This is a genomic window from Bacillus sp. SJ-10 (assembly GCF_002843505.1).
GTDB classification, from domain to species: Bacteria; Bacillota; Bacilli; order Bacillales; family Bacillaceae; genus Bacillus; species Bacillus velezensis.
Genome location: NZ_CP025258.1, coordinates 3,418,787 through 3,434,753, shown reverse-complemented (window position 1 = coordinate 3,434,753; position 15,967 = coordinate 3,418,787). Strand labels below are relative to the sequence as shown.

13 protein-coding genes are annotated in these 15,967 nt (G+C 47.8%); 9 read left to right on the top strand and 4 right to left on the bottom strand.

What is annotated here, in order from left to right; all coding sequences use genetic code 11:
- Positions 1-4 precede the first annotated feature (4 nt).
- Together CXL14_RS16800 and CXL14_RS16795 are read right to left on the bottom strand one after the other, a co-directional pair.
- A complete protein-coding gene (locus tag CXL14_RS16800; RefSeq protein ID WP_003154804.1) occupies positions 5-622 on the bottom strand; it encodes a DUF47 domain-containing protein in 618 nt (205 codons plus the stop codon).
- A 285-nt stretch (positions 623-907) separates the two neighbouring features.
- The gene (locus tag CXL14_RS16795) at positions 908-2,224 is read right to left on the bottom strand and encodes an APC family permease (RefSeq protein WP_007610842.1); all 1,317 of its coding nucleotides are present in this window, start codon (positions 2,222-2,224) and stop codon (positions 908-910) included.
- Positions 2,225-2,545: 321 nt separating this feature from the next.
- Here CXL14_RS16795 and CXL14_RS16790 point away from each other — a divergent pair, with 321 nt between their 5' ends.
- The 3 genes from CXL14_RS16790 to CXL14_RS16780 all read left to right on the top strand — a co-directional run bounded on the left by CXL14_RS16790 (position 2,546) and on the right by CXL14_RS16780 (position 6,839).
- The gene (locus CXL14_RS16790) at positions 2,546-3,496 is read left to right on the top strand and encodes a ring-cleaving dioxygenase (protein ID WP_014417529.1); all 951 of its coding nucleotides are present in this window, start codon (positions 2,546-2,548) and stop codon (positions 3,494-3,496) included.
- A gap of 182 nt (positions 3,497-3,678) precedes the next feature.
- The gene (locus CXL14_RS16785) at positions 3,679-5,856 is read left to right on the top strand and encodes an ArnT family glycosyltransferase (protein ID WP_014417530.1); all 2,178 of its coding nucleotides are present in this window, start codon (positions 3,679-3,681) and stop codon (positions 5,854-5,856) included.
- Positions 5,857-5,867: 11 nt separating this feature from the next.
- Positions 5,868-6,839 (top strand): glycosyltransferase family 2 protein, encoded by a 972-nt coding sequence (locus CXL14_RS16780; RefSeq protein ID WP_014417531.1) that lies wholly within the window; start codon positions 5,868-5,870, stop codon positions 6,837-6,839.
- A gap of 90 nt (positions 6,840-6,929) precedes the next feature.
- On the opposite strand, the gene CXL14_RS20235 is transcribed toward CXL14_RS16780, so the two are convergent.
- Positions 6,930-7,106, bottom strand: a complete 177-nt coding sequence (locus CXL14_RS20235; RefSeq protein WP_014417532.1) for a hypothetical protein — start codon at positions 7,104-7,106, stop codon at positions 6,930-6,932.
- 100 nt (positions 7,107-7,206) lie between these two features.
- Positions 7,207-8,556 (bottom strand): serine protease HtrA, encoded by a 1,350-nt coding sequence (gene htrA, locus CXL14_RS16775; RefSeq protein ID WP_021493818.1) that lies wholly within the window; start codon positions 8,554-8,556, stop codon positions 7,207-7,209.
- A gap of 288 nt (positions 8,557-8,844) precedes the next feature.
- Here htrA and CXL14_RS16770 point away from each other — a divergent pair, with 288 nt between their 5' ends.
- The 6 genes from CXL14_RS16770 to CXL14_RS16745 all read left to right on the top strand — a co-directional run bounded on the left by CXL14_RS16770 (position 8,845) and on the right by CXL14_RS16745 (position 15,904).
- On the top strand, positions 8,845-10,380 hold the full coding sequence (locus CXL14_RS16770; RefSeq protein ID WP_014417534.1) for an MFS transporter: 1,536 nt from the start codon (positions 8,845-8,847) through the stop codon (positions 10,378-10,380).
- A 155-nt stretch (positions 10,381-10,535) separates the two neighbouring features.
- Positions 10,536-11,360: a M55 family metallopeptidase gene (locus CXL14_RS16765; protein ID WP_014417535.1), complete on the top strand. Its 825-nt coding sequence runs from the start codon at positions 10,536-10,538 to the stop codon at positions 11,358-11,360.
- Between the two features lie 14 nt (positions 11,361-11,374).
- Positions 11,375-12,301 carry an ABC transporter permease gene (locus CXL14_RS16760; RefSeq protein ID WP_007610853.1) on the top strand — a complete coding sequence of 309 codons (927 nt, stop codon included), beginning with the start codon at positions 11,375-11,377 and terminating at the stop codon, positions 12,299-12,301.
- 5 nt (positions 12,302-12,306) lie between these two features.
- Entirely contained in the window at positions 12,307-13,254 is a 948-nt protein-coding gene (locus CXL14_RS16755) for an ABC transporter permease (RefSeq protein ID WP_003154782.1), read from the top strand.
- A gap of 5 nt (positions 13,255-13,259) precedes the next feature.
- Positions 13,260-14,288: an ABC transporter ATP-binding protein gene (locus CXL14_RS16750; protein WP_014417536.1), complete on the top strand. Its 1,029-nt coding sequence runs from the start codon at positions 13,260-13,262 to the stop codon at positions 14,286-14,288.
- Entirely contained in the window at positions 14,285-15,904 is a 1,620-nt protein-coding gene (locus CXL14_RS16745; protein ID WP_014417537.1) for a peptide ABC transporter substrate-binding protein, read from the top strand. The genes CXL14_RS16750 and CXL14_RS16745 overlap by 4 nt, the downstream gene beginning before the upstream one ends.
- Positions 15,905-15,967: the final 63 nt, after the last annotated feature.

The following is a 15,967-nucleotide window of genomic DNA, read 5'->3' as shown; positions in this document are numbered from 1 at the left end:
CTCGTTACGCGTTTTTCATAATAATGGTTTCAAGGTTATTGGCAACGCTTTGGCAAGAGTCGGCAATTTCCTCAAGCGTTTCGTAAATCTCGCGGTACTGAATCACTTTAATCGGATCGGTTTCTGTGCCGAACAGATTTTTTAATGATTTACGGTGCAGGTTATCACAGCTGTGCTCGTATTCCTTAATTTTAATGGCGTGAGGGTGAATGTCCTTCAATCGGTTTTCTGCAAGCAGCTCAATCGTGATTAAAATTTCCTTCGCGCACTCTCTGATGTATCCGCTGAACTTATCGATATGCTCATCGGAAGAAGTGATCGAGAAAATCTCCATCATTGCTGAAAAATGTTCGATTCCGTCAAGCACGTCATCGAGGCTGTTTGTCAGCTCAAGGATGTCTTCACGTTCAATGGGAGTGATAAAAGCTTTGTTCAGCTCTTTAATCATGACATGAACATGATTATCTCCTTTTGTTTCAAACTCTTTTAACGTATCGGCAAATTCCTTTAAAGTCGTCTGGTTCGTCACTTTAAAGTTGACAAAGTATTCTGCGGTTTCGTCTATGTTTTTTGCGATTTCTGTTAAAAGGAGTGAGAACTTATCTTTTTTTCTTTTTATCATTAAAAACCCTCCATTGTTTGAATGAGACAATGCACACATCAAATTATTATATAGCCTTTTGTCGAAAAAAAACAGATAAAGTCGAAAAAAACGCCTCTTGATTTTTTCGTAAAAACGTGTCTCATCCTGTTTTTCTTATGTTACCCACTTCGCCAAAAAAACGTAACATACTTCGAATTCAGACATCTTGCTTAAAAAGTATAACAAAAGATGTGAATTTGCTGTCAACTTTTGCACGTGATTTTGCCAGAAAAAAAACGGCTCCCGTAAAAGGAACCGTTTTTATCAGTTTTTTCTGCCGTTTTTCAGCCAAAAATAAAGCGGCAGCCCGGCGAGGCCGATCAAGAGGGACAGCGCGCAGCTCAGTGTATCTGTAATGATCGTGCTGATCAGCACAAACAGTGAACCCGCGATGGCCAAAACAGGAATGATCGGATACAAAGGCACGCTGTAGGCGCGCGGTTTTCCGCCGCTTTTTTTTCTGAGGATAAACACGGCGAAAAAGGCCATGACGTAAAAAATATAAATCATGAAAATAGAGATTTCAGACAGCTTATCGGGATTGCTGGCGATCATAAAAATAATGGCCAGCGCGATCTGAAATGACACGGCAATCCACGGGGTGCGGAACGTCGGATGAACCCGCGAAATCTGTCCGGCAAACGGCAGCTGTTTCCGTTCCGCCATCGCAAACGAGACACGCGGAAAAGCGAGAATCTTTCCGTTTAAACAGCCGAAGATGCTGACGATGATTCCGACGCTGATCAATTTTCCTCCGATGTCGCCAAACAGCATTCCGGCAGCGGTGCCGGTCGCATTTTCACCGAGTTTGACGATGTCGGTCGCAGGAAGAATGTGCAGCAGCGCAAAGTTAATGAAAAGATAAATGGCGGTGACGACCAGCAGTCCGCCCGTCATCGCTCTCGGGAGCAGCTTTTCCGGATTTTTCATCTCGCCGCCGAGTGCCGCAAGCAGAATCCAGCCGTCATAAGCAAACAAGGTGGCCAGTATGGCAGCGCCGAAATTCATGTCCGACATGCTGCTTGTAACGGCTGTGAAAATATGCTGATCGCCTTTCCAAAGGCCGAACACGATCATGCAGATAATCGGAATCAATTTGCCGACAGTCGTAATTCCCTGTACGATGCCGCCATATTTCGTTCCGATAATATTAATGATGCTTAAAAACAAAACGGCTGAAATCCCGATCAATTTAGACCAGCCGGAATCCCAATTGAACAAGTGCGCCATCAAAGATCCGAAATACAAGCCGATTGCTCCGATAATGGCCGGGCCGTAAATGATAATTTGAACCCATCCGCACAAAAAGCCCCAAAATTCGCCGTACACTTCTTCGAGATATGTATAAAGTCCGCCCGTTTTCGGAATCTGAGTGCCGATTTCCGCAACGGTCAATCCGCCTGCAAGCGTCAAAATACCTCCTAACAGCCACGCGATAAGCGCGGTTTTCGCATCACCGGAGTAGGCAAGCACGGCGCCTGGTTTCATAAATACGCCGGAACCGATGATGGTGCCGATAACAAGTGAGAGGGCGATGGTAAGGCCGATCTCTTTTTTAAGTCCGTTCTCTTCAATCTGCATATCCTTTCCCTCCAGATGTAAAATCGTCATGATGAAAAAACTATTTTCCATATTGTAAACCCTAATTGCTGAAACACGAATAAAATAAATTTTCTGATTTTGTTGTTTTCCCTAAAAGATAAAGGTTTCTGCTTTTGAGAAGGAAAAAATACCGTTTTAAAAGCGAACATTAATGGTTTTTTTATATCAAAGGTTCGTTATTTAGGGAGCGGCAGTCTGCAGACCGTCTGTGAAGCAGATGGGTTGACTTTACGATCCGGATAACATAAATTGTATATATAAATATCTCGAAATCGAGATAATTGACTGGAGGATAACATAATGAAAGTTAATGGAATACACCATGTATCAGCATTGACGGCTGATGCGCAGAAAAATTTAGATTTCTATCGGAACATCCTGGGACTGAAGCTTGTGAAAAAGTCCGTAAACCAAGATGAACCGACGATGTATCATTTGTTTTACGGTGATGAAACAGCCAATCCGGGATCTGAATTGACGTTTTTCGAGATTCCGCGGATTGCGCCGTTTCATGCGGGAACAAACAGTATTTCTTCAATCGGCCTGCGTGTCCCGGATGCACAAGCGCTCCAATATTGGAAAAAACGATTTGAAGAGCATCAGGTCTCTCACAGTGAGATCGTGAAAATAGCGGGCAGGGACACACTCGCTTTTCAGGATCATGAAGGACAGCGGCTTGTGCTGACAGCTGACGAAAAAGGAAAAGACATCGGTGAAGCGGTGAAGCAAAGCGGCATACCGGAAGAATTTTCTTTCCGCGGTCTTGGTCCCGTTGAATTGACCGTCCCGTATGCAGAACCGACGCTGCGTGTGTTAACCGATGTGCTGGGCTTCACTGAAATCGGGAAAGAAACGCATGAAGACCGGGGCACGGTTACGGTGCTCGAATCCGGAAACGGAGGCGCGCGTACAGAAGTCCATCTCATTGAAAGAAACGATCTTCCGCGCGAGCGTCCTGGAAAAGGCAGCGTGCACCATGTGGCCTTCCGCGTCCAGAATGAAGAGGAGCTTGCTTTATGGCACCGCATCATTACGAAAGAAGGTTTCAGCAACTCAGGCATTGTAGAGCGTTATTATTTCAAAGCGCTGTACTTCCGGGAGCCGAACGGAATTCTGTTTGAATTGTCAACGGACGGTCCGGGATTTATGGTTGATGAAAAACCTGAAGAGCTGGGCAAAACGGTTGCGCTCCCGCCTTATCTCGAACACCGCCGTTCTGAAATAGAAGCACGGCTGAAACCGATTCAGTAAATCAGAAATCATGACAGATGCCTCCCGGCTTGACGGGGGCATCTTTTTTTGCTTTTTTACCCGTTTTGTCATTCTTTTTACCTATTTGTAAACGGCAAAATAATTGTCTTTGTTTATTAATAAATTTTTCACATTTGGTTGTTACACTTGTTCAAAGTTAAACAAAAGGAGTGAAAACACAGGTGAAAATGAAAAAACGCGAGATAGACGCAGTCTTAATTCTCATTTTACTCGCTTCCGCATTCTTGAATATGTACAACATCTGGAATGACGATACGGTGAATCCTTATTACACCGCAGCGGTAACGAGTATGCTTCAAAGCTTTCATAATTTCTTTTACGCTTCATTTGACGCAGCCGGGTTTATCACGGTAGATAAACCGCCTGTTACATACCAGATTCAAACGATCAGCGCGCTGATATTCGGTATGCACGGGTGGAGCGTCATCCTGCCTCAGGCATTGGCGGGTGTAGGTTCAGTTCTATTCATGTACTTATTAATAAAGCCGACGTTCGGAAAAACGGCGGCGCGCATCGCCTCATTTGTCATGGCGTGTACACCGATCGCAGTAGCGGTCGCGCGGACGAACAATGTCGATGCTTTACTGGTCTTTTTCCTCTTGTTCGCCACATGGCTTCTCTTTAAAGCGATCAGAAAGGGCAGACTGATCTGGCTTTTGGCGGCATTTTTTGTCGTCGGAGCAGGCTTTAACACAAAAATGCTTCAGGCTTATATGATTTTGCCGGCCTTCTTGCTGTTCTATATGATTGCGGCAAACACCACGATTAAGAAAAAAATCATTTCATTGGTAAGCGCGTTAGCCGTTTTAGCAGCCGTTTCATTGTCATGGCCGCTCATTGTTGACAATATTCCTGCCAGCAAAAGGCCATATGTCGGAAGCAGCCAGACAAACTCCGTATTGGAATTGGCTTTCGGATATAACGGGATTCAGCGGCTGACAGGGCAAAGTTCCGGCGGCGGCCAGGGCGGGCCGGACGGAAACGCATCGAAAGAGATGTCTTCTTCCGGCGGTTCTTCACAAATGCAAAAACCGCCTGGCCAGTCTTCAAGCAGCAGTTCAGCAAGCGGAGACAAATCACAAAACGGCAGTATGACGGCACCTCCATCTAACGGGAAAATGCCAAGCGGCGGCGAAATGCCAAGCGGCGGTCAAGGAGGCCCTCCAAGCGGCGGAGATGGCGGCGGAGGCGGTCCCGGCGGCGGAGGAAAAAGCGGTACAGGCACCGGCTCGAAAATGCAATCAGGTTCAGGAATGTTCGGTACGGGAACCCCTGGTCCGCTGCGCCTTTTCCAAACGGAATTATCTGATCAGATCAGCTGGCTCCTGCCGTTTGCGATTTTTGGAATGGCCGGTTTATTGATCGCCGGGGCGAGAGAAAGAAGACGATTATCAGCAGAACAGAAGGAAACGATCTTTTGGGCAGCGTGGCTTGTGCCGATTGCCGGATTCTTCAGTGTCGCAGAATTTTTCCACCATTATTATCTCATTATGCTGGCGCCTCCGATCGCGGCACTTGTCGGTGCGGGATGGGTCGCCCTCGTTCATCTGTACCGCAAGCAGGCGGGATGGAAAACTTGGCTATTGCCGGCCGCTATTCTTGTGACAACCGGATTTGAGCTGTTTATCCTTAGAAACTACAATGATCAAATCGGCGCAGGCTGGAGCATCGGAGTAGGCGTTATCGGCGCAGTGGCAGCAATCGCTCTGTTCGTATTCAAACAGCGCCAAAAACCGCTCAGTTACTATGTTTCACTTGCAGCCCTTCTCGTCTTGATGGTCATGCCGATTTATTGGGCGAGCACACCGCTTCTGTACGGAGGCAACAGCTCATTGCCTGAAACAGGCCCTCAGCTCGCTTCAACAAGCGGAAAAGGCATGGGAATGGATAACGCATCTGTCAATACAAAACTGATCAACTATTTAGAGAAACACAACGCCGGAGCGGACTATCTATTTGCAACAACCGATTCCAACACTGCGGCGCCTTACATTATTAAAACGAAAAAAGCGGTCATGGCGATCGGCGGATACAGCGGGTCTGACCCGGCCATTACGCTGGCCCAATTTAAAAAGCTCGTAAAAGAAGGGAAAGTAAAATACTTCTTAGCATCCGGAATGGGCAAAGGCGGAAATAACGATATTGTGCAGTGGGTTGAGAAAAACGGAAAGAAAGTATCTTCAGATAAATGGCAATCAAACACAGATCAGAAAACGAAAAATAGTGATGCAGCTGATAAAAAAAGCAGCAAGGCCTCAGGTAAAAACAGCCGAATGAGCGGCGGGCCGGGCGGAATGAATCAATCAGCTTCACTATACGAACTTCAATCTGATGAATAGGAGGAAAAAACATGAGCAGACATATTCAATATTCAATAGTCGTCCCGGTTTATAACGAGGAACTCGTCATTCAGACAACCTATCAGCGTCTGAAAGAAGTGATGGATCAAACAAAAGAGCATTATGAATTGATCTTTGTCAATGATGGAAGCAAAGACCGCAGTATTGAGATTTTAAGAGAGCAAAGTCTGATTGATCCGAGAGTGAAAATTATTGATTTTTCCAGAAACTTCGGACATCAGATCGCGATCACAGCGGGTATGGATTATGCAGAGGGGAATGCAATCGCCGTCATTGACGCCGATTTGCAGGACCCTCCTGAATTAATCCTTGATATGATTGAGCAGTGGAAAGAAGGCTACGATGTGGTGTACGCCGTCAGAACGAAACGAAAGGGAGAAACCTTTTTCAAGAAACAGACGGCCTCTATGTTTTACCGGCTGCTGCGGAACGTGACTGATATTGATATTCCGCTCGACACCGGAGATTTCCGCCTGCTGGACAGAAAAGTCTGTGATGAGATGAAAAAATTAAAAGAAAAAAATCCTTTTGTCAGAGGGCTCGTCAGCTGGGTCGGCTTTAAGCAGACTGCTGTAGAATATGAACGAGATGAGCGGCTTGCGGGGGAAACGAAATACCCGCTTAAAAAAATGCTGAAGCTTTCCATGGACGGAATCACAACGTTCTCTCATAAACCGCTCAAGGCGGCAAGCTATGCGGGAATGATCATGTCCGGAGCGGGTTTTCTCTATATGTTTATTGTTTTATACATGAAGCTGTTTACGAACAGCACCATTACGGGCTGGTCCTCTCTGATTGTGATACAGCTGTTATTCAGCGGCATCGTTCTATTAATGCTCGGAATGATCGGCGAATATATCGGAAGGATTTATGACGAAGCAAAAGACCGTCCGCTCTATATCGTGCAAAAAGCGTACGGCATTAAAAACGAAAAGATTTATCGGGACCAGCACATGTCTTAACCGAAACACCCTGTCCGGCCAGCGGGCAGGGTGTTTTTATATCAGAAATAAAAGCCGCGGGATGACAGAATGTCCCGCGGCTTTTTTTATTCATCTGCGGCCGGTCTGCGTGTGCAGAGAGCGCATGATCAGTCCGGTTCCCGAAAGGTTCAGTAAAATGCTTGCACCAAGCGTCATTCCCCAAGCAGCGTTTTGCTGAGGAAGCTGAATGCTCAGCTGCAGCAAGATCAGACCGGTAACGACAAGCAAAAGTCCGGTTTGTTTCATGTGTATGTATCCTCCTTTGTACACTAAGTCATACGGCTGATCTAGGCCCTAAAGTTTCATCTGTATATAAAAAATCCAAGGCGGCTGCCTTGGATTTTTGTTAAGAAGATGTTTCTTCTTTTTGAGTCAGTTTCATTTTTTTCGTCATTTCCTTGCCGTTTCTGATAATCTTCACGTCAACGGTGCTGCCGACTTTCGTATTCTTGTAGAGAATATTGCGAAGTTCGCTGCCCGTGTCGGTTTCTTTCCCTTTTAAGCTGATAATGATGTCTTCTGCTTTTAATCCGGCTTTGGCTGCAGGTGAGCCCTGCGCCACTTCGCGAATATAAACGCCTTTATTCAGCTGTTTGCCGAAAAGCCCGAGTGTGCCTTCCTGATAGTTTTGCGGCACTTGTTCCAAGTCGATCATGCTCACGCCGATATAAGGGCGCTCCACCTGTCCTTTCGTGAGAAGCTCTTCGGCGATCGGTTTTACATCGTTGCTCGGGATGGCAAAGCCGATGCCTTCTACATCACTTTCGCTGATTTTCATGCTGTTGATGCCGATGATTTTGCCGTCTGTATTCAAGAGCGGTCCGCCGCTGTTTCCGGGATTGATGGCGGCATCGGTTTGGATGACGTTGATGCTTGACTCGCCGGCTGACGTAGAGATCGAGACGGTTCTGTTTAAGCCGCTCACGATGCCCTGTGTGACGGTGCGGGAAAGGTCTTTTCCGAGCGGATCACCGATGGCGATGACGGATTCACCCGTTCTGAGAGCGGATGAGCTGCCGAAGCTTGCCGTTTTTGTCACGTGTTTATCACTGATTTCTAAAACGGCCAAGTCTGTCAGAGAGTCGCTGCCGACGAGTTTAGCTGTTACATCGGTGCCGTCATATAATGACACTTTAAGGGAAGAGGCGCCTTCGACCACGTGGTTATTCGTAATGATATACGCTTTGCCGTTTGCTTTCTTAAAAATAACGCCTGAACCCGATCCCGTTTCCGCATCTTCACCCGATGAATTTGAGTTTGAATCTGAGCTTGATCCGAATCCGAATAAATCGGAACTGCTTTGCTGCTTCTGCAGATTGGTGATTCCGACGATCGCCGGTGAAATGTCTTCCACCATATTCGAAATGCTGCTTGAATTTGCCGATGAGCTGTTTGCCGATTTGCTGCTGCCGGAATCAGAAGATGTCTGCTTGGCGGTTACCGATGACGTTTCCTGAGCGGGAGCCGTATTGGAAGTATCTTGAGTCTGATGGTCTCCAAGCGGCGTAAATGTATAGATGCCGAGGGCGAGCCCTCCGCCGATCACTCCGCCGAGAAGCGGTCTGAACCAGCCGAAGCTTCGTTTTTTCTTGTCCTCGTCCGACGCGGAATATCTGGCCGGCTGCGGGTTTTCTTTTACTAAAAGGACTTCCTGTTCTTTTTGGTCTGTCCGATTTTCATCACGATAGTTATCCATCATGTTCACTCCGTTTCTCTATTTTCATCATAGCATGATTTGCCTATTATTACTGACTCCATCTTAAACAAAAAGTGTGGGATAATAATGAAAAGATTGTGGGAAATTGTGAAAAAGGCGTAATCGGACGGAGGCGCTTTATATTGACAATTTCCATCGGATTTGAAATAATAAATGAGATATTATGTTCAATCCTTCACATGAAAAGATATGAAAAATTCTGTCAAGCTAATGGGGGAAATCTGTTAGCTTTTTCACTTTGTTAAATAGTCAGAAAGGAGTTGTCAAATGAAAGAAAAACATCATTGGATTATTTCTCTGCTCGCTGTATTGGCGGTCGGGCCGGGGCTGATGTCGAATACCGCACTTTCGGCTGTCCAAAGCCTTGTCCGGCAGACGGTCGGCGGGGAAAACTTTGACTCTTTTCATCCGATTATTATCGGTAATATGGCATTTGCCTTATTCGTGCCGGCGGGGCCGTATTTAAGAAAAAGATTCGGCTCCCGGCCTGTCTATATGATTTCGATGGCCGCGGGTGTCATCGGAGCGCTCCTTGCTGCTGTGACAAATGATATTTATCCGCTCGCCGCGGGCCGTTTTTTACAGGGAGCTGCGGCGGGCACTATGCTGATGATTATGATCCCGATGCTGGTGCTTTCGTTTCCGATTGAGCGCCGGAATTACGCATTATTTGTGTTAATCGGCGGATTTTACGGGTCCGTCATTATGGGGACCGTTTTAGGCACGGCGGCGGCAAGCGCCGGCCATTGGCATTGGCTGTTCGGCATTTTTGGCCTGCTGTCTTTTTTCGGCCTCATTTTCAGTTATATGTGGCTGCGGGATGACGCTCATAAAAATGCTGAAAAATCTCCATTTGACGGCATCGGTTTTCTGTTAGCGGGTGTATCAGCCGTGCTGACCGCCTATACATTTATTCATCTGCCGAAATGGGGCTTTTCATCATGGCAGACATTGGCGGGATTTGGAGGAAGCATCGTCATTCTTCTGATCTTGCTGATCATGCAGTACAGAAACGAACATGCGCTGATTTCGATTAAACTTATGCTGATTCCAAAGCCGATTCTGGGTGTTTTCATGATCGCTGCGGGCAGTATTTCCATAGCGGTCAGTCTTTCTGCATTTCACGGGGAGCTTCAGACCGCATATCATATGTCACAAACTCAACTGATATTCCTATATGCGAGCCTTTTGGGAGGCGTGGCCATCGCCGCTGTCATCAGTGCATTAGCATATGATAAAGTCGGTCCGGGCATGCTCGGCATAACAGGCTCTGTTATACTGGTGTTCGTGAATTTCCAATGGATGACGGCGGATCATCATATACCGCTTATTCTATTTGCGGGGCTTTTCGTGATGCTGGCGGCCGGGACAGGGCTTATTGTGGCAGCCGGACTGATGGGAGCCGCGTTGGGCGGACCGCTTCCGGAACTGGTGAAACGCATGACGGCAGTTCAGTTTTTAAGGCTGTTCATTTATATGGGCGCACCTGTTTTAATAGGGTATTTTACGAAAAGAGATGCTTCCGGCATGCTTCGGGGCGCGCGCGGCACACAATCGCCGCATGACCTGCTGATGGGGACATACAGCGATTTGTTTCTTATTGCTTTCATCTTAAGCTTGCTTTTAGTGTGTTTATCATTTGTCATGAATGCGACCGGCATGGGGCATAAGCTGGCGCATAAACCGCATGCCGTCCGTAAGCAGGCTCCTGAACCGATCAGGCATCAGGTCATTCCCGATCGTGAATACAGAAGTGCGGTCAGACAGTTTCAGCGTCATCATATAAGCAAAAACGGTATGTAACTTTTTCTATCAGCAAACCCTTTTCCCGGTGAAAAGGGTTTGTTTTTTCCCATAATAGCAGAATGGTATATTGCATGTTTCATCCTTTTTTAATATAATTTGTTAGAATATTCATAATTTAATATCGAAATTTTAAGTAAAAAAGGAGGCATTACATGAAACTGTATCTATCTGTGGATATGGAAGGGATTTCCGGACTGCCTGATGAAACATTTGTCAATTCCCGCATGCACAATTATGAGCGCGGCAGGGTTCTGATGACCGAAGAAGCAAACTGGTGCATCGCAGAAGCGCTTAATAACGGATGCACGGAAGTGACCGTGAATGACAGCCACTCAAAGATGAATAATCTGCTCGCGGAAAAACTTCACCCTGAGGCAGAGCTGATTACGGGGGATGTCAAGCCGTTTTCCATGATGCAGGGGCTTGATGAATCGTATTCAGGCGTGATGTTTATCGGCTATCATGCGAGAGCGTCGATGCCGGGCGTCATGTCGCACAGCATGATATTCGGCGTCCGCCACTTTTACATAAATGATAAGCCGGTCGGTGAACTGGGGTTAAATGCCTATCTCGCCGGATTTTACGATGTACCGGTCATCATGGCTGCCGGAGATGATTGCGCCGCAAAAGAAGCGGAGGAGCTGATCCCGAATGTGACGACTGCCGCCGTCAAACAAACCATTTCAAGAACCGCGGTCAAATGCCTGTCCCCTCAAAAAGCCGGACGGCTCCTGACGGAAAAAACAGCCTATGCGCTCAAAAATAAAGATAAGGTCAAACCGCTGACTCCGCCTGAAAGACCTGTATTAGGCATTGAATTTGCCAACTACGGACAGGCTGAATGGGCCCATTTAATGCCGGGCACAGAAATCATCCCGGGAACGACAATCGTTCAATTTCAGGCAAAAGACATGCCGGAAGCCTATCAGGCCATGCTCGTCATGACAGAACTCGCCATGAGAACAACATTCTGTTAAAGGGGTGAACGGCATTGCTGCGGTATTTTATCAAACGTTTTATCGCCATGATTATGACCGTCCTCGTCATCACCACTCTGACATTTGTCATGATGAAAGTGATACCCGGCTCGCCTTTTAACGAAGAGCGGGGCACAAACGAAGCGGTCCAGCGAAATCTCGAATCCTACTACCATCTGAACGAACCTCTTATCACTCAATACGCCATCTATCTAAAATCCATTCTTACCTTTGATTTCGGTCCTTCAATTAAAAAACCGTCAGACAGTGTAAACGCCATGCTTGAACGCGGGTTTCCGGTCTCATTTGAGCTTGGGATAACGGCGATCATCATCGCTGTTATTTCCGGTCTCGCGCTCGGCATAATGGCCGCTCTCAGGCGCGGCGGCTTTCTCGATTATGCGGCCATGAGCCTTGCGGTGCTCGGGATTTCCATTCCGAATTTTATTATGGCTACGCTGCTGATTCAGCAATTTGCGGTTCATCTGAAATGGTTTCCGGCAGCTACCTGGACGAGTCCCGTTCACATGGTCCTGCCGACTGTTGCGCTTGCCGTCGGTCCCATGGCCATTATCGCGAGGCTGACAAGATCAAGCATGGCCGAAGTGCTGACTCAGGATTACATCCGCACGGCAAAAGCAAAGGGGCTTTCTCCCGTCAAAATTGTGATCAAACACGCATTAAAAAACGCTCTTATGCCTGTTGTGACAGTACTCGGGACGCTTGCAGCAAGTATTTTAACGGGCAGTTTCGTCATCGAGAAAATTTTTGCCATACCGGGAATGGGCAAATATTTCGTAGAAAGCATCAATCAGCGTGATTACCCGGTCATCATGGGAACGACCGTATTTTACAGTGTGATTCTGATCGTCCTGCTGTTTCTGGTTGATTTGGCATACGGCCTGTTAGACCCGCGCATAAAACTTCATAAGAAAGGGTGATCCTGATGAATCTCCCGCAAGAAACGGTAAAACACACAGAAGTGCCTGATGACTGGTTTCAGCCGGGCGCGGAAAGAAAGGGTGAAACCGAGTCGGTCAAGCGTCCGAGCCTGTCTTACAGTCAGGATGCGTGGCGGCGGCTTAAAAAGAACAAATTGGCGATGGCCGGCCTTGTGATATTATGCTGCCTGTTTCTATCGGCTGTGTTCGGTCCGCTGATATCACCGCACAGCGTGACAAGGCAGACGCTCGCCGAGCAGAATCTTCCGCCGTCTTTTTCACACTGGTTCGGAACCGATGAACTTGGCCGGGACGTGTTTACAAGAACGTGGTACGGAGCGAGGATCTCTTTATTTGTCGGTGTGATGGCGGCGCTGATCGACTTTTTGATCGGCGTTATCTACGGAGGCGTCGCCGGATACAAAGGGGGCCGGACAGACAGCGCCATGATGAGAATCATCGAGGTTCTCTACGGATTGCCGTATCTGCTCGTTGTCATTTTGTTAATGGTGCTGATGGGGCCGGGGCTCAGTTCCATTATCGTCGCTCTGACCGTGACGGGATGGGTCGGCATGGCGCGGATTGTCAGAGGGCAGGTGCTGAGGATGAAGCATGATGAACACGTATTGGCTTCGAAAACGTTTGGAGCGAAAACATTTCGGATCATTAAGAAAAATCTGCTGCCGAATACGATGGGAGCCATTATTGTCCAAATGACGCTTACGGTGCCGGCGGCGATTTTTGCGGAATCATTTTTAAGTTTTCTCGGACTCGGCATTCAGGCGCCGTTTGCAAGCTGGGGCGTCATGGCAAACGACGGGCTGCCGGCGATTTTATCAGGCCATTGGTGGCGGCTGTTTTTCCCCGCTTTTTTCATTTCCTTGACGATGTACGCGTTTAACGTACTTGGAGACGGCTTGCAGGACGCGTTAGACCCGAAACTGAGGAGGTAGGAAAAATGGCGCAGCAAGTTCTTTCCGTTAAAAATCTGCATGTTACTTTTTCAACATACGGAGGCACTGTAAAAGCCGTAAGAGGCGTCAGCTTCGATTTATATAAAGGTGAAACGTTTGCGATCGTCGGTGAATCGGGCTGCGGAAAAAGCGTGACGTCACAAGCCGTGATGGGTCTTCTTCCGAAACATTCGGCAAAGATTGAATCCGGAAGCATACAATTTAAACAGAAAGACCTTTGCCAAATGTCGGATCGGGAAATGCGGGGAATCCGGGGGCGCGATATTTCTATGATCTTTCAGGACCCGATGACGGCGCTCAATCCGACTTTGACCATAGGGGATCAGCTCTCAGAAGCGCTGTTGGAACACCGCGCCATGACAAGAAAACAAGCTGAATCCGAAGTTCTCGCCATGCTGGATCTGGTCGGTATCCCGGACTCGAAATCCCGCCTGAAGCAGTACCCCCACCAATTAAGCGGGGGCATGCGGCAGCGGATCGTGATCGCGATGGCTCTGATCTGCGAGCCGGAAATTATGATCGCCGATGAACCGACAACGGCTCTTGATGTGACGATTCAAGCACAAATCCTTGAATTATTTAAGAAGATTCAAAGAAAAACAGGCGTGTCTATTATTCTGATCACGCATGATCTCGGCGTCGTCGCTCAGACCGCCGACAGAGTCGCCGTCATGTATGCGGGGAAAATCGCCGAAATCGGCACGAGGCATGATATTTTTTACCGTCCGGCTCATCCATACACAAAGGGGCTGCTTCGTTCAGTGCCGCGGCTGGATATGGAGGATAGTGAGCTGTCGCCGATTGACGGGACGCCGCCTGATTTATTCGATCCGCCGCCGGGCTGCCCGTTTGCCGCCCGCTGCCCGGACAGGATGATCGTCTGTGAAAAGGTATACCCGGCAACAACCGTGAAATCCAAAAGCCATATCGTTAACTGCTGGCTTCAGGATCACCGTGCAGAGCGGCTGAAGCAGCAGCTGACGGCAGCAGAGGAAAAAGGGGGATTGAAATGAAAAAGAGATGGGCGATCGGTGTGATTGCTGTTGTTTCGTTTGCTTTGATGGGCTGTACAGCCAATGAACAGGCGGGGACAGAACCCGGCAAAGCAAAAGAACAGGGGGGTGAAACGGTGCTGCGGCTCAATAACGAAAATGAGCCGACCTCACTTGATCCGCCGATCGGATTTAATAATGTTTCCTGGCAGCCGCTGAATAACATCATGGAAGGATTGACGAGGCTCGGAAAAGATAATAAACCCGAACCGGCCATGGCGGAAAGCTGGAAGGTGTCCGCTGATAAGCTGACATATACCTTCAATATCCGTGATAACGCCGAATGGACAAATGGCGATCCCGTTACGGCGGAAGACTTCGTGTACGCCTGGAAACGGATGCTCGATCCGAAAACGGGCGCATCTTCCGCATTTCTCGGCTATATGATCAAAGGCGGGGAGGAATTTAACAGCGGAAAAGGCAAAAAAGAAGACGTGAAAATCACGGCAAAAGATAAAAATACGCTTGTCGTCACATTGGCGGCACCGCAGGATTATTTTCTGAGCGTCGTGTCCAATCCGGCGTATTTCCCGATTAATGAGAAGGTCGCCAAGGCTGATCCGAAATGGTTCACTGAAGCAAAAACCTTTGTCGGCAACGGGCCGTTCAAACTGACGGAATGGAAGCATGACGACAGCATGACGATGGTCAAAAACGAGACGTATTGGGATAAAAAGACGGTGAAACTGGATAAAGTCACATGGGCGATGGTCAGTGATCGGAATACCGACTATCAGATGTTCCAGTCGGGGGATTTGGATACCGCCTTTGTGCCGGCAGAGCTGAGCGAGCAGCTGATGGGAGGAAAAAATGTCCGCACGTGGGATCAGGCCGGACTCTATTTCTATCGTTTTAACGTAAAAATGGAGCCGTTTCAAAATGAGAAGATCAGAAAAGCGTTCGCGGCAGCGATTGATCAGAAAGAAATCACGGATTATGTGACCAAAAACAGTGAAAAGCCGGCACATGCCTTTGTATCCCCGGGATTTACTCAGCCTGACGGGAAAGATTTCCGCGAAGCGGGCGGCAGTTTATTAAATCCGGATGAATCAGAAGCCAAAAAACTGCTGGAAAAAGGCATGGCGGAAGAGCATTATGACAAGCTGCCCGCCGTTACATTGACATACAGCACAAAACCGGAGCATAAGAAAATAGCGGAAGCGGTTCAGCAGAAGCTCAAAAGTGTGCTCGGTATAGACGTTAAGCTCGCCAATATGGAATGGAACGTCTTTTTAGAAGAGCAGAAAGGACTGAAGTTCCAGTTCTCTCAAAGCTCATTTTTACCGGATTACGCAGATCCGATCAGTTTTCTTGAGGCTTTCCAAACGGATAATTCCATGAACCGCACCGGCTGGGGCAGCGCGGCATACGACGGCTGCATCAAGCAGGCAAAACAGGAGGCCGATGCCAAAAAACGTTTTGCGCTCATGCATAAAGCGGAAAAGCTGCTCATGAATGAGGCTCCGATCATTCCGATTTACTTTTACAATCAGGTGCATCTGCAGAACAGCGGCGTGAAGGGCATTGTTCGGCACCCCGTCGGTTACATTGATCTGAAATGGGCGGAAAAGTCCTGATCTTACAGCGGAAACATATGCCGCTCTTTATCCATTAAAGGAGCGGCGTGTTTCACTTTTCAA